This is a genomic window from Nostoc sp. (genome assembly GCF_036917675.1).
Classification (GTDB): domain Bacteria; phylum Cyanobacteriota; class Cyanobacteriia; order Cyanobacteriales; family Nostocaceae; genus Nostoc.
This window is the reverse complement of the sequence record NZ_JBALCT010000034.1, coordinates 36360-58416: the sequence shown is the minus strand read 5'-3', so window position 1 is coordinate 58416 and position 22057 is coordinate 36360. Positions and strand designations below refer to the sequence as shown.

The 22057-nt window shown below is 42.6% G+C and carries 22 protein-coding genes and 1 tRNA gene; 9 read left to right on the top strand and 14 right to left on the bottom strand.

Going from position 1 to position 22057, the window contains the following annotated elements:
* Nucleotides 1–75: 75 nt before the first annotated feature.
* The 5 genes from V7K31_RS11970 to V7K31_RS11950 all read right to left on the bottom strand — a co-directional run bounded on the left by V7K31_RS11970 (nt 76) and on the right by V7K31_RS11950 (nt 3980).
* On the bottom strand, nt 76–684 hold the full coding sequence (locus V7K31_RS11970; protein WP_335094614.1) for an L-threonylcarbamoyladenylate synthase: 609 nt from the start codon (nt 682–684) through the stop codon (nt 76–78).
* 49 nt (nt 685–733) lie between these two features.
* Entirely contained in the window at nt 734–1621 is an 888-nt protein-coding gene (gene prmC, locus V7K31_RS11965) for a peptide chain release factor N(5)-glutamine methyltransferase (protein WP_335094548.1), read from the bottom strand.
* A 25-nt stretch (nt 1622–1646) separates the two neighbouring features.
* Nucleotides 1647–2465 carry a Tic22 family protein gene (locus V7K31_RS11960; RefSeq protein WP_335094547.1) on the bottom strand — a complete coding sequence of 273 codons (819 nt, stop codon included), beginning with the start codon at nt 2463–2465 and terminating at the stop codon, nt 1647–1649.
* 590 nt (nt 2466–3055) lie between these two features.
* Nucleotides 3056–3129, bottom strand: a tRNA-Pro gene (locus V7K31_RS11955).
* A gap of 299 nt (nt 3130–3428) precedes the next feature.
* Nucleotides 3429–3980, bottom strand: a complete 552-nt coding sequence (locus V7K31_RS11950; RefSeq protein ID WP_334946596.1) for a GNAT family N-acetyltransferase — start codon at nt 3978–3980, stop codon at nt 3429–3431.
* 417 nt (nt 3981–4397) lie between these two features.
* Here V7K31_RS11950 and V7K31_RS11945 point away from each other — a divergent pair, with 417 nt between their 5' ends.
* Nucleotides 4398–5117, top strand: coding sequence for a hypothetical protein (locus V7K31_RS11945; protein ID WP_335094613.1), 720 nt, complete (start codon nt 4398–4400; stop codon nt 5115–5117).
* 257 nt (nt 5118–5374) lie between these two features.
* On the top strand, nt 5375–6286 hold the full coding sequence (locus V7K31_RS11940; RefSeq protein ID WP_335094545.1) for an alpha/beta fold hydrolase: 912 nt from the start codon (nt 5375–5377) through the stop codon (nt 6284–6286).
* Nucleotides 6287–6507: 221 nt separating this feature from the next.
* Here the strand turns inward: V7K31_RS11940 and tsaD are convergent, their stop codons facing one another.
* The gene (tsaD, locus tag V7K31_RS11935; protein ID WP_335094543.1) at nt 6508–7557 is read right to left on the bottom strand and encodes a tRNA (adenosine(37)-N6)-threonylcarbamoyltransferase complex transferase subunit TsaD; all 1050 of its coding nucleotides are present in this window, start codon (nt 7555–7557) and stop codon (nt 6508–6510) included.
* 530 nt (nt 7558–8087) lie between these two features.
* On the opposite strand from tsaD, the gene V7K31_RS11930 reads away from it, so the two are divergent.
* The 3 genes from V7K31_RS11930 to V7K31_RS11920 all read left to right on the top strand — a co-directional run bounded on the left by V7K31_RS11930 (nt 8088) and on the right by V7K31_RS11920 (nt 9695).
* On the top strand, nt 8088–8582 hold the full coding sequence (locus V7K31_RS11930) for a Photosystem I reaction center subunit III (protein WP_335094541.1): 495 nt from the start codon (nt 8088–8090) through the stop codon (nt 8580–8582).
* Nucleotides 8583–8621: 39 nt separating this feature from the next.
* On the top strand, nt 8622–8771 hold the full coding sequence (gene psaJ, locus V7K31_RS11925; protein ID WP_334998892.1) for a photosystem I reaction center subunit IX: 150 nt from the start codon (nt 8622–8624) through the stop codon (nt 8769–8771).
* 402 nt (nt 8772–9173) lie between these two features.
* Entirely contained in the window at nt 9174–9695 is a 522-nt protein-coding gene (locus V7K31_RS11920) for a photosystem I reaction center protein subunit XI (RefSeq protein ID WP_335094539.1), read from the top strand.
* A gap of 249 nt (nt 9696–9944) precedes the next feature.
* Here V7K31_RS11920 and gmk read toward each other — a convergent pair whose 3' ends face one another.
* The 6 genes from gmk to tyrS all read right to left on the bottom strand — a co-directional run bounded on the left by gmk (nt 9945) and on the right by tyrS (nt 14858).
* A complete protein-coding gene (gmk, locus tag V7K31_RS11915) occupies nt 9945–10544 on the bottom strand; it encodes a guanylate kinase (RefSeq protein WP_335094612.1) in 600 nt (199 codons plus the stop codon).
* Nucleotides 10545–10883: 339 nt separating this feature from the next.
* Complete coding sequence (gene remA / locus V7K31_RS11910) at nt 10884–11150, bottom strand: extracellular matrix/biofilm regulator RemA (RefSeq protein ID WP_073639751.1); 267 nt, start codon at nt 11148–11150, stop codon at nt 10884–10886.
* 468 nt (nt 11151–11618) lie between these two features.
* Nucleotides 11619–12068: a DUF29 domain-containing protein gene (locus tag V7K31_RS11905; protein WP_335094537.1), complete on the bottom strand. Its 450-nt coding sequence runs from the start codon at nt 12066–12068 to the stop codon at nt 11619–11621.
* Nucleotides 12069–12218: 150 nt separating this feature from the next.
* A complete protein-coding gene (locus V7K31_RS11900) occupies nt 12219–12905 on the bottom strand; it encodes a hypothetical protein (RefSeq protein WP_335094535.1) in 687 nt (228 codons plus the stop codon).
* The gene (gene pyrF, locus V7K31_RS11895; protein ID WP_335094534.1) at nt 12902–13621 is read right to left on the bottom strand and encodes an orotidine-5'-phosphate decarboxylase; all 720 of its coding nucleotides are present in this window, start codon (nt 13619–13621) and stop codon (nt 12902–12904) included. Before pyrF ends, V7K31_RS11900 begins: the two co-directional genes overlap by 4 nt.
* A gap of 49 nt (nt 13622–13670) precedes the next feature.
* On the bottom strand, nt 13671–14858 hold the full coding sequence (gene tyrS / locus V7K31_RS11890; protein ID WP_335094611.1) for a tyrosine--tRNA ligase: 1188 nt from the start codon (nt 14856–14858) through the stop codon (nt 13671–13673).
* 173 nt (nt 14859–15031) lie between these two features.
* On the opposite strand from tyrS, the gene V7K31_RS11885 reads away from it, so the two are divergent.
* Nucleotides 15032–16957, top strand: coding sequence for a transglycosylase domain-containing protein (locus tag V7K31_RS11885; protein WP_335094533.1), 1926 nt, complete (start codon nt 15032–15034; stop codon nt 16955–16957).
* Between the two features lie 57 nt (nt 16958–17014).
* Here the strand turns inward: V7K31_RS11885 and V7K31_RS11880 are convergent, their stop codons facing one another.
* On the bottom strand, nt 17015–17338 hold the full coding sequence (locus tag V7K31_RS11880; RefSeq protein ID WP_292762021.1) for a DUF1825 family protein: 324 nt from the start codon (nt 17336–17338) through the stop codon (nt 17015–17017).
* Nucleotides 17339–17682: 344 nt separating this feature from the next.
* Between V7K31_RS11880 and V7K31_RS11875 the strand changes: the two genes are divergently transcribed.
* Both V7K31_RS11875 and V7K31_RS11870 read left to right on the top strand, forming a co-directional pair.
* Nucleotides 17683–18057 (top strand): NINE protein, encoded by a 375-nt coding sequence (locus V7K31_RS11875; protein WP_335094531.1) that lies wholly within the window; start codon nt 17683–17685, stop codon nt 18055–18057.
* A gap of 14 nt (nt 18058–18071) precedes the next feature.
* Nucleotides 18072–18605 (top strand): ComEA family DNA-binding protein, encoded by a 534-nt coding sequence (locus V7K31_RS11870; RefSeq protein WP_335094529.1) that lies wholly within the window; start codon nt 18072–18074, stop codon nt 18603–18605.
* Between the two features lie 190 nt (nt 18606–18795).
* Here the strand turns inward: V7K31_RS11870 and lepB are convergent, their stop codons facing one another.
* Entirely contained in the window at nt 18796–19368 is a 573-nt protein-coding gene (gene lepB, locus V7K31_RS11865) for a signal peptidase I (RefSeq protein ID WP_335094527.1), read from the bottom strand.
* Nucleotides 19369–20955: 1587 nt separating this feature from the next.
* Between lepB and V7K31_RS11860 the strand changes: the two genes are divergently transcribed.
* On the top strand, nt 20956–21867 hold the full coding sequence (locus V7K31_RS11860) for a polysaccharide deacetylase family protein (protein ID WP_335094526.1): 912 nt from the start codon (nt 20956–20958) through the stop codon (nt 21865–21867).
* The last annotated feature ends 190 nt before the right edge of the window (nt 21868–22057 follow it).

Below are 22057 nucleotides of genomic sequence, written 5' to 3'. Positions count from 1 at the left end.
AATTGACCACAACAGCGCAAACTAAAGTTTTGGATTTCTCTGTTGTTCAAATCAGGAAAACAATATTATAGCTACCTATATCTGGTTATCACTCGATAAATCTAAATTTATCGCACCTTGCCGCAAAATCTGCCAATTTATCCCTGTCCATTTAGCAACGGTGGAAGGTACACCCATCCCTAGTATTTCACTTTGATATTCTGTCGTTGCTAGAGTCAAAACCTTGGGAAACTGAACCTCAATTTCTGCTATACTTTGCAAAGGCGGCTGACCAGAAAAATTGGCGCTAGTAGTAGCAAGAGGGCCTGTTTGCGCCAAAATAGTTTGAGCGATCGCACTGTTTGGGACTCGGATACCAATTGTTGTCGGGTCGATGGGATTCATAACTTTTGGCAGGCGTTCTGAAGCTGGTAATACTAACGTCAGCCCTCCTGGCCAATATTTATCTGCTAGTTCTTGCCAAACTTTATACTCGTTCTCACTACCTTTGACATACACCCATAAATCTTCAGCACTAGCAGCCATTAAAATCAAAGGTTTGTCTTGACTACGTTGCTTCGCCGCAAAAATTAATCCTGCTTTTTCTGGTATAGCTGCAAGTGCAGGAACTGTATCAGTGGGAAAGCTTACCAACAAGCCAGCGCGTGCGCTAGCTATTAGATTTGTTAGAGAAACTTGTGTCATTTTTACAAAGTTAGGAGTGAGGAATTTCATAACTCATAACTCCTAACTCCTAACTTTTATAGGCCACGGCAAAGCGTTCAATTCCAGCTAAATCAGCGTGAATTTGAATTTTACAATAGCTACCTTGATTTTGCAAAAGTTCTCGCACTGCATCCGCCTGTCCTCCCATCATCTCAATCAACCACACTCCACCCGATCGCAAATAACTGGGAGAAATTTCTATCAAATGGCGAATGCAATCTAAGCCATCAGCGCCACCATCCAGAGCTAGATGTGGTTCATGGTTAACTACTTCTGGTTGCAAGGTAGGTAAGATGCTGGTGGGTATATAAGGGGGGTTCGATACCATACCACTGAACTGACCTTTGAGAAATGCCAGTGGCTCCCACCAAGAACCTTGATAAAATTTAACCCGGTCAGCAAAACCCAAATTATCGGCGTTGGCTTGAGCGATCGCCAGAGCTTCTAAACTGTAATCAACTCCATGAATTGTTGCTTTTGGCAAGACATCTGCTAATCCCACTGCGATCGCTCCACTCCCAGTCCCCAAATCCGCCCAGTGCCCTGAAGTATTGCTAGTATCTGCGGCTAAATCAATTAAGCTCTCTGTCTCTGGTCTGGGAATTAAAACCGCACTCGATACCGCGATTTTAAACTGACGCCAAGGTGTAACTCCCGCAATATACTGCACTGGTAAGCGGTCATTTAATCGCCTCTGCCATAACTGGTCTAATTCTTCCAGAGGCAATTGCATCTGAATTTGCGGCCAGTTTTTAAAAGACTCTAAACGCAGTGCCAAGCGGTCTAACCCAGCAACTTCTAGGAGTAGCCAATCTACCTCTCTTGGTGGAACATCAGTGGCGATCGCTGCTTGGTGAGCTGCATTTCGCCACTGCCAAAGTTGTAAACCAGAAACTATCAGATGTTTCTCTCCCATGCCTCAACCTTGGAGTGCATATCGGTTATTTTTTCGGAGCGGCCACAGGAGCGGACGCAGCAGCTGGTGATTGATTCGGCGCAAGCGATCGAATAAAATTGATCGACTCCCGCGATGGATACAGAATAATTTTATTTATACCAGGATCGCTGCTACTATTGAGAGCCTCCAGAACACCGTACAAATCCACAACCTGAATCTCAGTGTTGTCTGCTTCCTTTGGCACGGCTTTTTTGAATTGGTCTAACAGAGCCACCGCTTGTTCTTTTTCAAAAAAGAATGGGATTAATCGTTCGTTGCCTTTTGGAACCGGAATGGTCAAATAACTATTATCTTTCTTAAATTTGGGTACAAATAAGGGAATACCATTGAATTGCTTTCCTTTTTGACCATTCTGATTCAGCATACTTGTTGCCGAAGCTACCTGTTGTTGCGTAGGCACTAAAGTATAAATTACAGAGTCTGATTTCTTTTTGCTGTCTTGGACTATTTTATAATAGTCTGCCAAGGACAAAGGTCTTACCTGTAGCGTGCTTGCCAACTGGGGATTTTCTTTTTTGAGCCGATTATCAAGGAATTTTTGAGCATCTTGCTTGCTAATAAAAAATCCTACTTGTGAGATAGTCTTGGATTCGTTTTTCCTCGAAAGAACTACGAATTCGCCTTTAGGATTGGTCAGCGTGAATACGGGTACTTCTTGAAGCTTTTTCACTACCTGATCTTGTGGCAAGGCGATCGCCTCTAGATTCCCTATTCCTGGTAGATTGCCTATTCCTGAAAGTCCGGCTAAAAATATACTGCCAGCTATACCCAATGTTGCGCCCAAGCGGATAAATGATTTCATGACTGCTCCTCGCATCAATAATCCAATTAAATTAAACAAATGGTTGGATTTGCACAGCACCAACTAGCTTTAGTTATATAGCAATATATTTCAGTTGTGAAAAATTCATTGCGCGCGTTGAGGTTGAGTGTTAACCGTCAACGGTCAAAATCCAATATTCCGCAACTATTTTGGATTGCTATAGTATCGTTTTCACAAATTGACTGTGCTAACGTTGTGTTTTTCTCGCTTTCACTTCGCTATCCACCGGGAAATACCGTAGATGCCTATTATCTGTCTTCTCAAACAGTGAAAAATCTCTCCATCTCTGGAACCTTGGAGATGATAAACGCCATTTTATCGGCTTTTTCTAATATCGGGTGACGCTATTAGTTAATCAATCGTTCCATCTGCGCTTGCTTTAATATCTTTTTAAATCTATATAAAGCTCAGTGTCACTTAAGTACGAAATTCGCCTGTTAGCCTTCAACAGCCAACCCAACAGCAGAATAGCCTAATTGTTCTTCTCCGTAAAGGTATGCAATTAAGTTGCACATCTTAGCAAAAAAACTCTAGTCAATCTGCTCTAACTGTTAAGTATATTGATTAAATCGGGATGACAGGATTTGAACCTGCGGCATCCTGCTCCCAAAGCAGGCGCGCTACCAAGCTGCGCTACATCCCGGTGAGATTTATCTACTTTTTTGGTTTGGTTTTAACTTACCATCAAAGCGATCGCGCTTTCGCAAAAGCATTAATTCAATTATATCAGATAACACGGCTTCTGGCTAATCTTTTTCATTTTTTGCAAAAACAATATAGATTACAATCTTACACTGATAAAGGTTTTTTGCCGACTTAGTTTTACAAGAGATTATGCTTGTTCGTTCGTCGGCTGAACCTTGTAAAACCACATCAAAATAAGAGATTTTTGCTATTATACCTGATTTTCTTGTGCGAATCGGGTTTTATTTTGATTGAGCGCTAGTGAGGATACCAGAACATGCCTTTGATGCCTTCTGGATCAGCCATAAACCCCATAGTTCGGTAGAAATCTACAACATGGGGGTCGGCAAAGAGAGTGACATTACTAATTTCTTCACTCCTAAGTTTTTTGAGAACATATTTCATCAGTGCCTTGCCCAGTCCTTGACTTTGAAAGTCTGGGTGAACCACCACATCCCAAATAGTGGCATTAAACGCGTGATCTGAGGTAGCGCGGGCAAAACCAATGAGCCGCTTTTGGTTTCCTCTCACCTGCCACATTGAGGCGACAAGAAAACTATGCTCAATAGCTTTTTTCACTTTTCTTAGAGGACGACGCGACCAGCCAACTGCATCACAGAGTTCTTCTAGCTCATATAGGTCAATGTCTCGCTCCGTGCTGAAGACGATGCGAGCCTCCTTTGAAGAAGCTTCGCTAATGCTGCTGGGGTTGGAGTTGCCCGCAGTTTGCGCTGTATGCTCTTCAAACGGGTTTGTCCTAGTTGTCCCTACAGATTCAGGAGTACTAAACCAAGTTTTCCAAAAACCCATGCCAACGTGGTTCGGGTAGTATAACTGAATTGGTTTCCACTCTCAGGAGCGTTGATTCACGTTTAACATAGCTATCTCCATTTACTACCCCTGACACTCAAATTTTTTCGGTTGCTTTCGGGATTTGCAATGGCAACAGCCAGTTAGAGCGTGTTTCACACCAATCATTTTCAACTTTAGCATTTTGTTGTAAAGGCTAGGAGAAATTCACCAAAAGGGTAAGGATATAAGCAATTCAAAATTCCAAATGGAAAAACCTAATCCTGGCAATTACTCGTATAGAGCTTAAATGCACGTTAGCTTAGGAGTAAATTGTATACAAGGGATTATTTGGGAAAATTCTTCCCCAATCCCCAGTCCCCAGTCCCCAACACCCAGCCCCCAGGTGACGAAAGCAAGCGAGTCTTACCCTTAACAATGGCTTCTGGTTTAAAATCTTCAACACTGGAACTCCTAAAGCGCTTTAACCGAGCGTTTCCCCAGTTTTATGAGCAATTCGTCAGCAGTGAGATTCAGCTGCAAAATTTACGGCTAGCCTACCGTCTCTATAAAACTAGACGCGCTGTTATTGAACTGAAACCGGAAGGTAGCAAAAGCGCCTTGCATTTTGCTTACCGCAACCAGTCTTTTCTCCTCAGCGATATTTTTGGTGTACTAGCAGCTTATGGGTTGACCGTCCACGGTCTGAGTCTATACGGTCAAATCCGTCCGCCGATGTTAGTTTTTATCAAGCTGTTGGTGTCTCGTGGTAGTAAAGCCTTGACCGATAAAACCGCAGAAAATGTCTGTCGCGCCATTCGTGAGGCTTTAGGAGGTCGGTTTGAGGTAGAAGAGATGCTGGCAGTAGAATTCAATCTTGACACTGGCTTAGAGCAGGTACAAACTGAGTTCTATGTCGATCCGGTCTTTCATCTCCCTGCCCTAGTGATTGAAGCTGATAATCAACCAGGATTATTCTACAAAGTGATGTACGCCATCTGGCAGGAAGACCTGCTAGTAGTCAATGCCAATTTACTGGTTTGGCGCGGACGTACACGGCTAATTCTTTACTTGTTGGGGCCAAATGAAAGCCTTATTCCTGAATATCTCGGTCACAAAATTGCTGAAGGAGTGGGGCAGAGGTTGCTGGGTAAATGATAAAAGTGAGGGGTTAATCAGTTAGGAATAAGAATTAAATAACATACAATTTATGTCCCTGGCTTACCTCACCCTCAATCCCTCTCATTTTAAAGGAGAGGGAAGCTAGAGATAGGATAAAGTTTTGCATTTTATTTAATCCACGTTCCTCAGGAGTTAGGAATTATGAGTTAAAAATTCACAACTCCTCACTCTTGACTTCTAATTCTTCTTGTTCGGTATTTAGTCGCACCCGCCCTTCGGGGTACGATATAAGTATGGCAACTATCGAAATCTTGGGCGTTCCACACGCATACGAGCTAACGGCTCCCACTTCCTGCCCCGATGCTTTAGTATTTATCCACGGTTGGCTCAATAGCCGTGGATATTGGCAACCTGTGATTTCCCGCCTATCAGATGATTTGCAGTGTCTTTCCTATGATTTGCGGGGTTTTGGTGAATCCCAGTCCCAGGTAAAAACCGATTTTAGTCTGGCACAAATGTCTCTGAGTCTTACGCCCATCTCCAGTAGTGCGTTTGGCTCACCAATCGATTCTCTTTATACTCCTGCTGCCTATGCTCAGGATTTAGCAATTCTCCTGAAACAGCTGAATATTACCAGTGCTTGGCTAATTGGTCACTCTTTGGGTGGGACGATCGCTCTTTGGGGAGCAGATCAAATGCCTGAGTGTGTTAAAGGAGTTATTTGTATCAACGCTGGCGGTGGTATTTACCTCAAAGAAGCCTTTGAGCAGTTTCGCTCGGCGGGTCAGAAATTTTTGCAAGTCCGCCCGCGTTGGCTGTCCCAAGTGCCTTTGATTGATTTGCTGTTTACTAGAGCCAGTGTGGTACGTCCTTTGGAGCGCTATTGGGCACGTCAACGGCTGATTGATTTCGTTGTGGCTGACCCGGAAGCGGCTCTGGGAACTCTGTTAGACTCCACAACTGAGGAAGAAATCAATCGTTTGCCTGAGCTAGTATCCCAATTGAAGCAGCCAGTTTATTTTTTGGCTGGTGCCGAAGATAAGGTTATGGAACCCAAGTATGTACGCCATTTAGCTAGCTTTCACAGACTGTTCCAGTATTGTGGTGACAATGTTTTGGAAATTCCTGATTGCGGACACCTGGCGATGTTGGAACAGCCGGATGCTGTAGCTGATCATATTCGGGCGATAGTTAAAAGTCATTAGTCATTAGTTATTGGGCATTAGTTATTGGGCATTAGTTATTGGGCATTAGTTATTGGGCATTAGTTATTGGGCATTAGTTATTGGGCATTAGTTATTGGGCATTGGGCAAAACAGTTCCTCTTTTCCGAGTAAAGAAGTGAGATTGCCCACTCAGCACTCAGCACTCAAAACTCACCACTGATGAGGGGGATTGCTGGTTACAAATGACAAAGGACAAATGACTACTGAACAGGTTCATACAACTTCATCACCTGGGTAAGCCCTAACCTAGACTCAACGCCCAGTGTGATGGGGGATGTATGACCACGGGATAGATGGTCAGAGGCGGCACAGCCGATCATGGCGGCGTTATCGGTACAGAATTTCAGAGGGGGGAATAGGACGCGTAGTTTATGTTCAATGGCGGCGGCTTGGAGGTTTTTTCTCAATCCGCTATTAGCTGCTACACCACCACCAATCGCAATTGTGTCTAAACCATAGTCTAGGGCACAGGCGATCGCTCTTTTGGTTAGCGATCGCGCTACGGTTTCCTGAAAGCTAGCCGCTACATCTGCCACTGGTACTTGTCCACCATCTTTCTCTAACTGCTGCACTAAACGTAATACAGCCGTTTTTAACCCACTAAAACTCGTATCATAACGATGAAACCCCCCACCAGGTAAAGAAACTTTTCCTTCTGGTAAAGCAAAGGCTTGGGGATTGCCCTGTTGTGCCAACTTGTCAATCATTGGCCCACCCGGATAACCCAGCTTTAACAATCGCGCCACTTTATCAAAGGCTTCACCCGCAGCATCATCACGGGTTTGTCCCAAGGTTTCGTAACTACCACAATCTTTGACATAAATCAAGCTTGTATGTCCGCCTGAAACCAGTAAGCTAAGGAAAGGGGGATTTAAAGTTGATTCGCTCAAGTAAGTTGCGTAAATGTGACCTTCGAGGTGATGAACTCCCAAAAATGGCTTGTTGTGTACCATCGCTAGGGTTTTGGCGGCAGTTAGCCCCACCAACAGCGCTCCTACAAGTCCAGGGGCACAAGTGGCGGCAATTGCGTCAATTTTTCGCCAGTCTAGTTGGGCTTGTTCTAAGGCTTGAGCGATCGCAACATTTATCGTTTCTAAGTGCTGGCGAGACGCTACTTCTGGGACTACCCCACCATACTGCTGATGGACTGGAATTTGCGAGGCTACGATACTGCTGTAAACGTTACGATTGTTAACAATTGCGACGGCAGTTTCATCACAGCTTGTTTCTATTGCTAAAACGGTTGCCATTTCTTGAGTGCTGAGTCTGGAGTCCTGAGTCTGAAGCCCTGAGTAATAGAGACGAAATCTTGCTTCTTTACTACCCTACTACAACAATTCTAGGACTTACGCATTCACAGAACTAAATGAATATGCGTATGGATTTTCAGGCATTCAATCTTGATTATTTGACTATTAAACTGCGATGCCTACGGTGGTAAAAGAGCTTTGTCATTCGCGCAGCGTCTCGTAGAGAAGTGTAGGCGTAGCCCACACTACTGGGCTAAAGGTAGTCGCCAACAGCCTGAAACGACCGAATTTATGTATCACATGAAAGTCGTCTTGTACAGCGTGTAAGTCCTAAATTATTATACTCAGCACTCGTTACTCACCACCCAGCACTAATTTTGGTTGAGAAGCTTTAACTTTTATTGACTTAAACTTTACTCGGTTCCCAGCCAAGAGTATGATGACTTCCTAGTTATGCAAATAAACAACTGTACAAGCCGCTTCGTTTTGTACAAAGAACTTTTTGTTTTGTAATAAAAGGAAACAACTCTATGCGACGATTGTTTGCTTTGATGTTAGCGATTTGTCTTTGGTTCAACTTTGCCCCCCCAGCACAAGCTTTAGGGGCTAATTTGACACCGTGCAAGGACAATCCCGCTTTCCAAGAGCTAGCAGCTAATGCCCGTAATACCACCTCTGACCCCGAATCCGGGAGAAAGCGGTTTGAGCGTTATTCTCAGGCGCTGTGTGGTCCTGAGGGTTATCCCCACTTGATTGTTGATAGTCGTCTAGATCATGCTGGTGACTTTTTGATCCCTAGCATTCTGTTTTTATATATTGCTGGTTGGATTGGTTGGGTAGGTCGTGCCTATCTGCAAGCGATCAAAAAGGAATCTGACACTGAACTAAAAGAAGTCCAAATCGATCTAGGTTTGGCACTACCGCTCATGGCGTCAGGCTTTGCTTGGCCAGCAGCAGCAGTCCAAGAACTTCTCTCTGGAAAATTAGCAGCCAAGGATTCAGAAATCCCTATTTCCCCACGCTAAATCAGCTTAACTAATTCATTTGTTTTGGAGACTAAATTCATGGCAGACAAAGGCGACCAATCAGCTTATTTGATTAAATTTCTTTCCACAGCGCCCGTGGCAGCTACCATCTGGCTGTCCATCACAGCAGTTATCTTGATTGAATTCAACCTGTTTTTCCCCGATCTGCTTTTCCACCCACTGCCATAAGTGTCAAACAATTTTGGATTTTAGATTTGCGATTTTGGATTAACACTACCCACAAGGGATGGGGCATGAAGCAAAAAATTCTTTTAATCCAAAATCCAAGTTGGGCGGAAGCGCACCAAATCTAGAATTGCTGGTCAAATGGGATTTAGCACAGTTGAATATCTTGCTTTTTGCCTAATATTGTGTAGTTGATCTATTCAGCTTAGTTAGGCAAAATTATCACCAGAATAGGCAGCAAAAATAGTTTTTTGAAACTCGTGATTCTGTTTACAGATCGCGAGTTTCACCTCTGAAAACTAGCTAAATTAATTTTTCTAAACTTCCTAGCCAAAAGACATCTTTAGCCACAATTATTATTAATATAAAAATGCCACCATTTTAATTTAGAGGCGAACGTAAAATATGGCACAAGCAGTAGATGCATCAAAGAATCTTCCCAGCGATCCAAGAAATCGGGAAGTTGTTTTTCCCGCATTCGGTGATCCGCAGATTGGCAACCTAGAAACCCCGATTAATGCTTCTCCTTTGAGCAAGTGGTTCATTAATAACTTACCTGCCTATCGCCCAGGTCTGGCTCCTGCTAGACGCGGTTTAGAAGTTGGCATGGCTCATGGTTACTTTCTATTTGGTCCCTTTGCCAAATTGGGTCCACTACGGGACACAGATAACGCTAACTTAGCTGGGTTACTTGGAGCTATCGGTCTGGTTGTAGTTTTCACCGCCGGACTATCGTTGTATGCCAATAGCAATCCGCCCAAAGCACTTCCTAGTGTTACCGTACCCAAGCCTCCGGCAGATGCTTTCAATTCTAAAGAAAGCTGGAACAACTTCGCCAGTTCTTTCTTGATTGGTGGTATTGGTGGTGCAGTAGTTGCTTACTTTTTGACTAGTAATTTGGCACTCATTCAAGGTCTATTTGGTTAACTAGTAGGAGACGCGATTAACAGCGTCTGTACAGGAGTTAGGAGTAGAGACGCGATTAATCGCGTCTGTTAGGAGTTAAAATTCATAACTTCTAATTCTTAACTCTTATAATGGTTCTCACTTCGGTGCAGTACAGTCCTAGCCTCACCCCGTATTTGAGTAAAGCAAAGACTCCCCTCTCCTTAGCAAGGAGAGGGGTTGGGGGTGAGGTTTAAAAATGTACTTCATCCAAAGGAGAACCGCTATAACTTATTTAAACAAAACCGTTTCAATGTCATTTAAAGCAGTTTCAAAATCGTCATTAACGATTTGAATATCAAATTCGTCTGCGGCTTGAATTTCTTCTTGGGCGCGGAGTAGACGACGGGCGATCGCTTCTTCAGAGTCTTGGGCACGAGAGCGTATCCGTTTCTCTAATTCATCAAAGGAAGGCGGTAGAATAAAAATTCTGAGGGCACTGGGGAAGGAAGCACGAATTTGTCTTGCCCCTTCTAGTTCAATTTCCAGCACCACCAACTTACCGGAATTAATTTGGTTAAGCACAGCTTCACGCGGAGTGCCGTAATAGTTACCAGCAAATTCTGCCCATTCCAAAAATTCACCTTCAGCAACTAATTGTTCAAACTTACTACGGCTAATAAAGTAATAATTTTTGCCATCGATTTCACCTCGACGAGGAGAACGAGTCGTCACGGATACGGAATAATATAGTTCCGAATGACGTTGGAGGAGCGATCGCATTAAAGTGCCTTTACCGACCCCACTGGGGCCAGTTAAAACTATTAACCTGCCTAAATGTAAGCATTCTTCGGTAGTAGCACTACTCTGAATAGGTAAAACTGGCATCATCCCTTGAACCTGTGAATCAATCAATAGTTATTATTCATTAGTCTTGTACTCCTGGCCAAGTCCACTAGTGACTAAATAATTTCTAGCAAGTGTGAGAGAAAACTTGTCTAATTCGCATAGTACTGTCGATATGGTGTAAATAGAAGTGGGATTGTTAATCGACTCCTATAGCAGTCCTAAATGATTTATGAACATTTCTGAACATTTCTGTTTCTTTTCTTGGCGCTTTTCTCCAGGAGATGCTTCTCTACGAGACGCTGCACGAACGCCAACGTGATTGCGGCTTTTCTAGGAGACACCGGTTCGATAATTTTCATAACTCAAATAGGATTGCTATAGTCAATTATCTACAGTTTGATGATCGCGGGAAATAACAAAGCGATTCGCTACTGTTTCCGGTTGAATCGCTGACAGAATTACGTGGCTGGAATCGGTGATAATTACAGCTCTAGTCCGACGACCGTAAGTTGCATCAATCAGTTGACCTCTGTCCCGTGCATCGGTAATAATCCGCTTAATCGGGGCAGACTCTGGACTGACAATGGCAACTACTCGGTTGGCAGACACGATGTTACCAAAACCGATGTTGATTAACTGAATGTCCATAAAAAAAACTGATGCCAAACGCGGTTTGAAAAGCTTAAAATAAACTTATCATTATGTTATCGCCAAAAAACGGGAGTTACAACGCTTAAATTCAAGCCAGCATTCGTTTTTAAATAATGTCTGCTTTTTTTAGCTGTTTATCAGCTATTTTTCCTGAAAATCTTCCCAAAGACATAGGCTAAATCATACTGATACAGACTAGTTAGGTAATGTATCTTTTTGAAAAAGAATTCAGAAGTCAGAATTCAGGAGTCAGAATCAATTCATTTGGGGATTCAGACCCGCGACTGATTGAAGGCCACCAAATTTTCTTGTTTTGTGGGGGTGCAAAAACGCCGCTTATTCATCCGCCACTCGGAAAGAATTCATTGCTGAATTCTGACTCCTGACTCCTGAATTCTGTTTGATAAAGCGTTTGAGCTTCTTCATCAAAACTTTTGTTACTTTTTTTCTTACTTGTGCGCCTTATCAATAAATAAATGGTGGTAAATAATCCACATCTAAAATTTGCTCAATGCTATAAGCACAAGTTTGCGGAAAACAATTCAATCCACTTTTCTTTTTTGCTTGTCGTAGGGCATCAATGTAGACTTCTTCAAGCACCGTGAGCAGATAGTTGTAGAGGTTTTTAGATTTGGTTAATTTCCTGAGTTCCACCCGAAAATTATCAATTTCCACTTCCCAATGATTTTTACATTCAGGAAGACTCCAATGTTGATACAAAAGCAGATGTTTGAGAAGTTGCAGTAGATAACTTTCGAGCTTGTGTTTCTGTTCATTACCCAATCTTTCAATCTCCTCAATCAAATGTTCCCAATCAAGATGCTCTAAATCTCGTTCTTGCAGTTGTTTCAACGTAGTTTCTAACCACAAGTGATAATCCTGTTCATAGAGAATTTGAGTGAGTATTTTAGACATTCTTTAATATTTTCCTAATTTACGAAGATTTGGAATTATAGCGGTTCTCGGTTGAGTCAGGTACAAGAACCCCACCCCCAACCCCCTCCCCGCTCTTCGAGAGGGGGCTATGATGTACCTACCTTATATGATTAGGAAACGCTATAGGTTTTATTGACGTATACTTCCCGCTTGACAATCGCGTAACCAAGCGTTAACTCCTTGGGCAACAGTACCGTTACTACTATCGCGTGGCGGGGATAGTGGCTGCTGTGCTGAATGGGAACCAATTTGAGAAAACATCATCACTAAACGCCAACCAGTTGTGGTTTTAGTCAACAACAGCCAGTGGAATTGCTGCAATTCTATCGCTTTCTTTCCTATGTACTGCCGCTCTAAGGTAGTAAAAAAAACTTGCTCGACTCCTGATGCAGAACTTTTAGCCGCATCTGCACTATATTCTTCAAGGTTAAGGGGCAAAGGAGTAAACTCAGGTCTTCCTGCCACTAGCATATAACTGTAAATATCACTACTCCTACTGAGGCGACGGGCGCGTTGAGTGGCGCGATTGGTATAACTAGGCAAATCTTGGAGTAGCTGTATAGTTAATGTTTCTAAATTTTGCTCAGAACACAAAGACTTTGCCCCACTGTTGACATTTTCCCTTTCTGCGATCGCAAAGGGTTTAGGGGTGAGATTTATCGAGAACGCTGGTAAAGCTTGGCTATTTGATCCTAAAACCCAGAAGCCACAAGCTAAAAGCCAACTATAATTTTTCTTGTTGAGCGAAGAGGCAAGATTTTTCTCCCCGACACCCTGCACCTTGTCTCCCAGTTTCTCACTGACTCTTAGCTTCATGCCACTGTGGTTAACTCCTCAGAAATTCTCTTCCAGGCTAACTCCGGCTCAGTAGCAGTAGTAATGGGACGCCCAATAACTAGATAATCTGCACCAGCAATGATTGCTTGGGCAGGGGTCAGCGATCGCTTTTGATCACCAATATCAGCCCAAGTTGGTCTAACCCCCGGACAAACAAGCAAAAAGTCATCTCCACAAGTTTGCCGTAGCTGTGCCACTTCTTGGGGCGAACAAACTGCCCCATCTAATCCCGCCTCTTGAGCCAGCAGTGCCATTTCTAGAGCGTATTCTGGTAATTCTAGGGGAATCTTTAAATCAAACGCCAGTTGTCTAGCAGAAATGCTCGTTAACAAAGTAATAGCAATTAACTTAGGCGGTTTTACACCCGCTTGGGCTGCCGCTTCTTGTGCTGCTTCCGTTGCAGCTTTGAGAGCGTCCGTACCAGATGCAGCATGAATTGTCAATAAATCCACCCCGTAAGTAGCTGCACTACGACAAGCACCGGCGACTGTGTTGGGGATATCGTGAAATTTTAAATCTAGGAAAATGCGCTTTTGTCGGCACTTTAACACTTCCAGAATTTTCGGGCCAGTGCTGGTAAACAACTCTAAGCCGACTTTCCACCAAACCACTTGCGGAAGTTGATCTATAAGAGCGATCGCACTTTCTTCATCTGGCACATCCAAAGGCACTATAACTCGTTGTTCTACGTTCATTTGCGATTCCCCATTCCCCATTCCCTACTCCCCACTCCCCACTCCCCATTTAAACTAAACGCACAAACTTATTTTTCCCAACTTGTAAAACCTTACCTTGTAACTCACAGAGATCAACAAAAGTCGTATCAACATCGGTAATGCGATCGCCATCTAAGCGCACTCCACCTTCTTGAATTTTCCGCTTTCCTTCCCCCGTACTTTTGCACAAGCCAGTGGCATTGAGAATATATGCTAACTTAGCGGGGAACTGCGATACCTCAGCTAGAGAAAATTCTGGAACTGCACCCTCCTTTCCACCGCTTTGCGCTGCAACTTTTGCCTCTTGGGCTGCGGTTTCGCCGTGGTATTGTTTGACAACTTCCGATGCTAAAAGTGTTTGGCGATCGCGGGGATTTTCTGGCAGTTTATCCAAAGGTAAATCCGTCAACAGTTCAAAATACTGTGACAGCAGATCATCGGGAACTCCTTGCAACTTCTGATACTTTTGTGCTGGGTGTTCCGACAACCCGATATAATTACCTAAAGACTTGGACATTTTTTGCACCCCATCCGTGCCAATCAAAATTGGGAGCAGCATCCCAAACTGGGGCTTTTGACCAAAATGGCGCTGCAAATCTCTGCCCACAGCAATGTTAAATTTCTGATCAGTCCCTCCCAATTCCACATCTGCCTGAACGGCAACCGAATCAAAACCTTGCATCAACGGGTAGAGGAACTCATGGATAAAAATCGGGTTCTCTTTTTTATAGCGATCGGCAAATCCTTCCTTCGCCAACATCTGCCCCACCGTCATCGTCGAGAGTAACTCCAAAATTTTCTCTAAGTTTAGCCCAGACAGCCATTCGGAGTTATAACGCACCTCTAACCTTCCAGGTGTGTCAAAATCCAAGATAGGACGTACTTGGTCAAGATAAGTCTGAGCATTTTGAGCGACATCTGCTTCTGTCAGCTGGCGGCGCACCTCAGATTTACCAGTCGGATCACCAATGCGTGCGGTAAAATCGCCAATAATTAGAACTGCTATATGACCTGCATCTTGAAACGCTCGCAGTTTCCGTACTGGTATGCTATGACCGAGATGAATATCAGTACCCGTAGGGTCAATCCCCAATTTGATCCTCAAAGGTTGGTTTGTAGTTACCAAGCGCTTTTCTAGACTTTCACTGTTAACATCAACTGGTTGTGGGAAAACTTCTACTACACCACGACGCAGCCAAGCAAAATCTGGTGTCATACTAGAAAATCCACTGTTAGCTATATTTTGCACACTAGAAGTTAAGTTGGTTATAAACACTTGCAATTTATCCGCTTTCTCATCTGCCAAACTACTATAATTGCAAAAAATTAACCGCCTTGCTTCGCCCAATCAATTACAGTTAAATTTATAAGTGAGGAAGTGTAATAGCCGTGTCGTCGTCTAGGACTTTTGAAGATAAGCAGCCACAACGTCGGGCTTCATCAGGTTTTGAGTTTATGAAAGGAGTCGGTCAGGTAACTGGCGGTACTCTGCTTTCAATCACCATGCTGGCAAGTTCCATTGTAGCCGGAGGACTGGTTGGTTTAGCGATTAGTTTCCGTAATTTGCCAGATGTGAGACAGCTACGTAACTTCTTTCCCTCAGAAACGACTTACATTTATGACGTTAAGGGTAAACTTTTAACGAGTATTCACGGAGAAGCCAACCGGGAAGTCGTACCCTTAGATAGAATTTCCCCGAATTTGAAACGGGCGGTATTGGCAAGTGAAGATAGCCATTTCTACGATCACCACGGTATTAACCCCGTCGGCGTTGGGCGGGCCGTAATAGTTAACGCTGTAGCAGGTGGAGTCAAAGAGGGTGGCTCTACTGTTACTATGCAATTGGTAAAAAACCTGTTTTTGACTCACAAGCGTGCCTTTACCCGGAAGTTAGCGGAGGCGGTGCTAGCAATCCGGTTAGAACAAATTCTCAGTAAAGACCAAATTTTAGAAATGTACCTCAATGAAGTTTATTGGGGTCATAACAATTATGGTGTACAAACGGCGGCACGCAGTTACTTTAATAAGTCAGCAGAATATTTAAGCTTGGGTGAGTCGGCAATGATGGCGGGTTTGATCCAAGCACCCGAGGAATTCAGCCCGTTTGTGAGCATGAAGCTGGCAAAACAAAAAGAAAAAGAAGTGCTGGGACGGATGCTGGAATTGAATTGGATCAGCCAGTCAGAGTACGACGATGCCCTCAAGCAACAAATCAAACTTGGTAGAATCAAATCCTTTCAAGGTAGTGCCCTACCCTATGTAACCAATACCGTAGCGCAGGAGTTAGCTAAGAAATTTGGGCGTGAAACACTACTCAAAGGTGGGATGCGAGTTCAAACTACAGTTGATGCCGACTTCCAAATGATGGCAGAAGAAACTGTCAGTAAGTGGCATAAATCACTACTAGATCAGGGATTATCTAAGAATCAAATGGCGCTGGTGGCAATTGATCCGCGCACACATTTTATCAAAGCACTGGTGGGTGGTATAGATCCTAAGACTAGTGAATTCAATCGTGCAACTCAATCTCAACGCCAGCCCGGATCTTCTTTTAAACCGTTTGTATATTACACTGCTTTTGCTACTGGTAAATATACGGCGGACTCAACGGTAGTAGATGCCCCAGTTAGCTATCGAGATGGTAACGGTTGGTACTCTCCCAGAAATTATGATGCGACTTTTAGGGGAGAGATGTCAATCCGCACAGCTATATCGCAATCGCGCAACATTCCCGTGATCAAGATTGGTAAGGCTGTGGGGATGAATAGAGTTATAGAAACTTGCCGTACCTTGGGAATTATGAGTCCGATGGAACCTGTGTCTTCTTTGCCACTTGGTGCAATTGGTGTGACCCCTCTGGAAATGGCTAGTGCCTATGCTACCTTTGCTAATTATGGCTGGCAATCTCCACCAACTGTAATTGCCCGTGTCACCGACAGTAGTGGTAACCTGTTGCTAGACAATACCCCGAAACCGCAGCTAGTTCTCGATCCTTGGGCATCAGCAGCCATTATCGATGTCATGCGATCGGTAATCTCTGAAGGTACAGGTAAAGGTGCTGCGATCGGTCGCCCAGCCGCAGGGAAGACGGGAACAACATCATCGGAAAAAGATATTTGGTTTGTTGGTACTGTGCCACAGTTAACAACTGCTGTCTGGGTTGGGAGAGACGACAACAGACAATTAGCTGATCATGCCACAGGTGGTGTTTTGGTTGCTCCCATTTGGAAAGATTTTATGCAGAAGGCACTTAAGAACGTACCAGTAGAAAACTTCAAGCCACCTTCCCAGTTTTCTCGTCCCAAGTCACAATAATTTTAGATTTTAGATTTTGGATTAATTGCTAATCCAAAATCCAAAATTCAAAATTGACTAGGGCTGTTTTTCTAGTTCGGCTTTCATCCGTTCTAAAGTGAGGTGCATTTGATCAAACATTTGTTGAGGGGTGACACCGAACTGACCTAATTGTGTTTTAAGTTGTTCTACTGTCATTTGTGCCATGAAATCTTCTGATAGCTCGAAGCGCTTCATAAAGATGCGATACCGATCCATCATGGTTTCCATTTGCTCAATAAACAGCTTTTTGCCATCGCGGTCAAATTTGCCGTAACCGTTGCCAAGCTTGATCAGCGCTTGATAATCCTCAAACAGCTGTTTTGCTTCTTGCTGAACTATCTCAGAATCGAAGAATCCCATATTGCTTATATTAAACTGAGCGCCCAGACTCAGTAGCTTAATAGTTTTACTTCTATTTTTATTTTAGTCTAGGGGAGTAATCTAGTCACGAAGCTTCGGTTTTAGTACGGTTTGTTACCGAAATTTCAACACTTGACTTGAAAAGGTTTCCCCTCGCTAAACCGACTTACTAAAGCCGCAATACTCACAGCTTTAGCCATTGATTTAAGATTAGTGTTTTCACCCGGTTGAATTTTCAGTCCAGGAGTGTATTTCAAAGCTAGTGAATGTTATGGGTTAAGTTTTAATATGCCTTTTGGCTGTCTTATTGTAAGAACTGTGGTAGTAGTAAATTTGTTAGGAATATGTTGACTAAGCGCAAAAGCCGAAGTGTTGCCGCAGTTTTAGCTTTTTCTGGCACACTGACAATTTCAGGATTACATAAATTCTATCTGGGACAGCCGTTGTGGGGTGTTTTGTATGTGTTGCTTTCTTGGACGCCTATCCCCAAGGTAGCTAGTGCCATTGAGGGAGTTTGGTACTTAGCTCAAGATGAAGAAGCTTTCGATCGCAATTTTAATCTCGGCAATTTAGGGCTAAGAAACTCACAACGCGTGAATAATCAGGTAGGAGCGATCGCTGATGCAATGCGAGAATTAGATGCTCTGCGCCAGGATGGACTGATTTCAGAGTATGAATTTGAGCAAAAGCGCCGCCAATTGCTAGACCAGATTTCTTGAGGGAAGGAACAATCATGAATAACTGGCTACCTTTGAACCCCAGGCTGCAAAAACTCCGCACCAAGCTCCTCAACGATCCCTACTATCGCCTACAATCTGGGGAAGAAATTCAGATAGCGGCCAAATTAGGTATTCGCATTGATGCCAATCAAGCGACTGTAGATGATTGGTTACGCCTACCAGGATTGTCAATTCACCAAGCGCGATCGCTTGTGGAACTTTCGCGATCGGGTGTTAAATTTTACTGTATTGAAGATATTGCTGCGGCTTTGAGTATGCCAGCGCCGCGCTTGGAGCCATTAAAGCCTCTGCTGAATTTTATTTACTATGACCACGAATCTTTAGAAAATCCGACCCATTTAGTCAATCCGAACACAGCAACAGTTGAAAAGTTAGCACAAATTCCATTTATAGATTTGTCTCTAGCAGAAGCAGTGGTGCAAAATCGGCAATCAGCTGGGCTTTACCGTAATCTGGCTGATTTCCAACGACGGTTAGAGTTATCTGGTGATGCGATCGCTCAGATGATGTATTATTTAAGGTTTTAACTTAAGGTTCCGAGGGAAAGTAGATGTCTTTCAAGAAAATTCTACCTTGGCTTACCTCACCCTCAATCCCTCTCCGATATATTGGAGAGGGATCGTGAGACAGGATGAAGTTTTGCATTTTATTTAATCGACGTTCCTTAACTGTTACAAACGGTCAGTTGTTTGTTTTTTACAACTGACCACAGACTAATTAAATGAACCCAATACGATTGAGAGGCCAAAAGCGAAATGTTGCCCGACCGATGATATTTTGTCTGGGTAAAAAGCCCCAATAGCGAGAGTCATTACTATCGTTGCGGTTATCTCCCATGACAAAAAATTCGTCTTCTGGGACTTTTACTGGTTGATATGGCTGATTTGGCGGTTCAGCGATGTAGTCTTCTGCCAAGGGTTCACCGTTAAGGTAGACTTTGCCATCAGCAACACTAATTACCTCACCAGACTTGCCAATAACTCGCTTGATGAAGGCTTGGTCTTTGGGATATCCTCGACGTTGTAGTTCTGCGGGTGGCTGAAAAACAATAACATCCCCAGTTATGGGAGGATGAAAATGGTAAGAGATTTTTTCAACTACCAAGCGATCGCCTGTATGTAAGGTGGGTAACATCGAATCAGAAGGTATGTAGCGGGGTTCGGCGATAAAAGTCCTGATCAGGAATGCCAAACATAAGGCGATCGCAATTAAAATCAGATTTTCTTGCCAACTACGCCATACTTTTAACGACGCACGCTCTTCTTTTGCATCACTTTCGTGAGGAATCATAAAAGTTTCTAGCCAGTTTCAGAAGTGGGATAAATATCTTGATTATTTTGACTTAAAAGGTATGTTCATAGGCAAGCTGGTTTCTGTACGAATCAGTATGAGCATCAAATAATACAGTTATTGCTGCATCTATCGAAAATAAGCAAAAGTACTGTAAATCAACTGTGACCTGTCTAAGGCAATATAAGCTGATGATTAGGATTCCTAAATAGATAATTAAAAATCCTAATTTTAATTGTTGTAATTATAAGGCAAGTTATGAGACAATTTTCGGTTTTGCTTACTCCTGCTAAAAAAGCAGTTACCGACTGGTAGAGCGATACAGCCAGTCGGTTTTTTCTTTGAGCAGAAAATTGGTCGTTGAATGGCAAAACAGCTTACCGAATGTCTAACAATATCTGCTTCACTTTACGGAAAAAAGGCAAAGGGCAGTCTTGCTAGAGGCTCAGTTGGAAGAAAATATATTTTGGTATATATAATTAAGTGATATTACGGAAAATAAATCTCAATTTAAAGGTATTTTTAAATACATACATATAGCTTAATCAAGTTCTATTAGTAAAAAATATGACATTTAAATGGTTCAATAGTATAGTTTAGATGCCGTACTATTGTTATTTTAACAACTTGCTTATATATATGCGATTATTTTCCGTAATTACACGGTGACAATGCATATTAAACTGTACTATTTTTAAGATATAAATCTCCTTAATTATTGAGAAAAACATTAACAGACAGAAAGCTACTAGCAATTTAGGTTAAAGTATCAGCATCAAAAATAGAACTAAACTGCCGATAAAATTATTTTTGCTAAATGGCTCAAAAGTATCTAGGTTAACGAATAAGTGCCCCTTGGCAATGAGAAACTATATTGAATCAATTTTCGTCTCTCTATTTCAGAGAAAGTACAAGGCAACATTCTGTCAGTTGAAAATTTAACTTTTTTTTAAAAAAGAAGCAATGGCAGCAGGCAGTAAAATATATCTTATCAACAATAGAACTAATAGTTTATTAGACTCTTTTTTGAAAGATACTCCGCCCCTTGTAAGTAGTTTTGTATGTTAATCAAATAATTCACTAAGCTGTAAGTTATACAACTTTCTTGTCAGAAAGTCTTGCTATAAAAACTTCTGCCCGCGAAAAGCGTGAATTGTAGGCACGACAGTCTAAGTCATCTTATTTGAAAAGCTATAAAACTTGAAAGGATAATGCTGCCTTAGCGGTGAAGCGAAAGACAGTAACTAATTCAAAACTCCTATTAAGAGGATTTTGGGGTGTGGTTAATTATCTGATTGTGTTCCTTCTTAGAGCTAGCGGTAAGAGTGGCAAAGTGCAGATATTGCCTTTTATGAGTGGGTTGACATTAATACAGTACCAAGTATTGTATAAGCGATCGCCCAAATCTAGAGTATCTAGATTTCAGTTAAAGCCGTATAGTCTGTCTTCTCGATTGTGAATTTCCGTTAGTCTCAATTCCAATTTTCGGGATTACCAGAAAGCAACTGTATCTAAATATCTAAAAAATGTGCTATAACGTACCGTCATAACTGTGGTTGATGGTTCGATCTTTGAAGGAGCTATCAGATGGAAAACAATAAGTCGTTTCTCTGGCCAGAAGGAATATTAATTGCGTTGCTTGCTTTATGTGGTGTTTTTAGCCTTGCTTTCATGATGCTTCTAAGGCCAAATGCTTCGGAGGCTCAGAATAGACAAAGTATAAATATCAAGGCTGTAGCTGCAAACGTCGGAACTCAACAGCGCATTGAGAAATTAAAGGCGGCGATGATTACAAGTTGGCAGCAAGAAGCACAAGCAAAGGGACTATCCTACCCTCTACCATCACGTTTTCAAGGGGCAATAATTGAGAGTGCGAAACTCACTCAAAATGAGAAAGTAATTGCTCTCACCTTTGATGATGGACCTTGGCCTCAGACCACAGAGCAAGTGCTAGATATTCTGAAATCAAATAATATCAAAGGGACGTTTTTTATCGTCGGGCAGAACCTGAAAAATTATCCAGAGTTAGGAAAGCAAATTGTCGCTCAAGGTCACGTCATTGCCAACCATACTTGGCATCACTGGTATCACTTCTTGAATCCACAAGCAGCAGCTTATGAAATAGATCGCACAGAAGACCTAATTTATCAAGTTACAGGTGTTAAAACAAATCTCTTTCGACCGCCTGGTGGCTTCCTGCACAATGGATTAGCTGCTTATGCTAAAGGCCAAAAATATGCTGTGGTCATGTGGTCAGCTGACTCCACAGACTACAAGCAGCCAGCTGTACCAAAGTTGATCAATAACGTGATTAAAGATTCAAAACCTGGTGGGATTGTGCTAATGCACGATGGTGGTGGGAACCGTTCTAAAACTATACAAGCTTTACCAGAAATTATTAGCAATTTTAGAAAGCAAGGCTATCGCTTTGTGACTATTCCAGAACTTTTAGAAATAGAAGATGCAGACCAAAAGTTGCTTGCTAACAAAAAGCAATAATTATTAATGATGGTTAATTGGTCAATACTAATTGGCTAAAAACTAAAATTATATTTTTTGGTTATAGATTATAATTCCCAGCCGAGAGAGAATGCTTGAGATAAAAAGACTAATCTCTGTTTGAGTACGACACCTAATGCCAGTTGCTTCTCCCAGAACGAGAAGCAGCGCGAACAAGCCGGGGAACCCG

Bases quoted from the DNA above. Each gene is read 5' to 3' on its own strand.
- V7K31_RS11970 (WP_335094614.1), bottom strand. From the start codon at position 684: ATGACACAAGTTTCTCTAACAAATCTAATAGCTAGCGCACGCGCTGGC.
- V7K31_RS11860 (WP_335094526.1), top strand. From the start codon at position 20,956: ATGGAAAACAATAAGTCGTTTCTCTGGCCAGAAGGAATATTAATTGCG.
- tsaD (WP_335094543.1), bottom strand. From the start codon at position 7,557: ATGGCAACCGTTTTAGCAATAGAAACAAGCTGTGATGAAACTGCCGTC.
- V7K31_RS11870 (WP_335094529.1), top strand. From the start codon at position 18,072: ATGAATAACTGGCTACCTTTGAACCCCAGGCTGCAAAAACTCCGCACC.
- gmk (WP_335094612.1), bottom strand. From the start codon at position 10,544: ATGATGCCAGTTTTACCTATTCAGAGTAGTGCTACTACCGAAGAATGC.
- V7K31_RS11900 (WP_335094535.1), bottom strand. From the start codon at position 12,905: ATGAAGCTAAGAGTCAGTGAGAAACTGGGAGACAAGGTGCAGGGTGTC.
- lepB (WP_335094527.1), bottom strand. From the start codon at position 19,368: ATGATTCCTCACGAAAGTGATGCAAAAGAAGAGCGTGCGTCGTTAAAA.
- V7K31_RS11905 (WP_335094537.1), bottom strand. From the start codon at position 12,068: ATGTCTAAAATACTCACTCAAATTCTCTATGAACAGGATTATCACTTG.
- V7K31_RS11950 (WP_334946596.1), bottom strand. From the start codon at position 3,980: ATGGGTTTTTGGAAAACTTGGTTTAGTACTCCTGAATCTGTAGGGACA.
- V7K31_RS11940 (WP_335094545.1), top strand. From the start codon at position 5,375: ATGGCAACTATCGAAATCTTGGGCGTTCCACACGCATACGAGCTAACG.
- V7K31_RS11945 (WP_335094613.1), top strand. From the start codon at position 4,398: ATGGCTTCTGGTTTAAAATCTTCAACACTGGAACTCCTAAAGCGCTTT.
- prmC (WP_335094548.1), bottom strand. From the start codon at position 1,621: ATGGGAGAGAAACATCTGATAGTTTCTGGTTTACAACTTTGGCAGTGG.
- V7K31_RS11930 (WP_335094541.1), top strand. From the start codon at position 8,088: ATGCGACGATTGTTTGCTTTGATGTTAGCGATTTGTCTTTGGTTCAAC.
- V7K31_RS11920 (WP_335094539.1), top strand. From the start codon at position 9,174: ATGGCACAAGCAGTAGATGCATCAAAGAATCTTCCCAGCGATCCAAGA.
- V7K31_RS11875 (WP_335094531.1), top strand. From the start codon at position 17,683: ATGTTGACTAAGCGCAAAAGCCGAAGTGTTGCCGCAGTTTTAGCTTTT.
- remA (WP_073639751.1), bottom strand. From the start codon at position 11,150: ATGGACATTCAGTTAATCAACATCGGTTTTGGTAACATCGTGTCTGCC.
- pyrF (WP_335094534.1), bottom strand. From the start codon at position 13,621: ATGAACGTAGAACAACGAGTTATAGTGCCTTTGGATGTGCCAGATGAA.
- tyrS (WP_335094611.1), bottom strand. From the start codon at position 14,858: ATGACACCAGATTTTGCTTGGCTGCGTCGTGGTGTAGTAGAAGTTTTC.
- psaJ (WP_334998892.1), top strand. From the start codon at position 8,622: ATGGCAGACAAAGGCGACCAATCAGCTTATTTGATTAAATTTCTTTCC.
- V7K31_RS11880 (WP_292762021.1), bottom strand. From the start codon at position 17,338: ATGGGATTCTTCGATTCTGAGATAGTTCAGCAAGAAGCAAAACAGCTG.
- V7K31_RS11960 (WP_335094547.1), bottom strand. From the start codon at position 2,465: ATGAAATCATTTATCCGCTTGGGCGCAACATTGGGTATAGCTGGCAGT.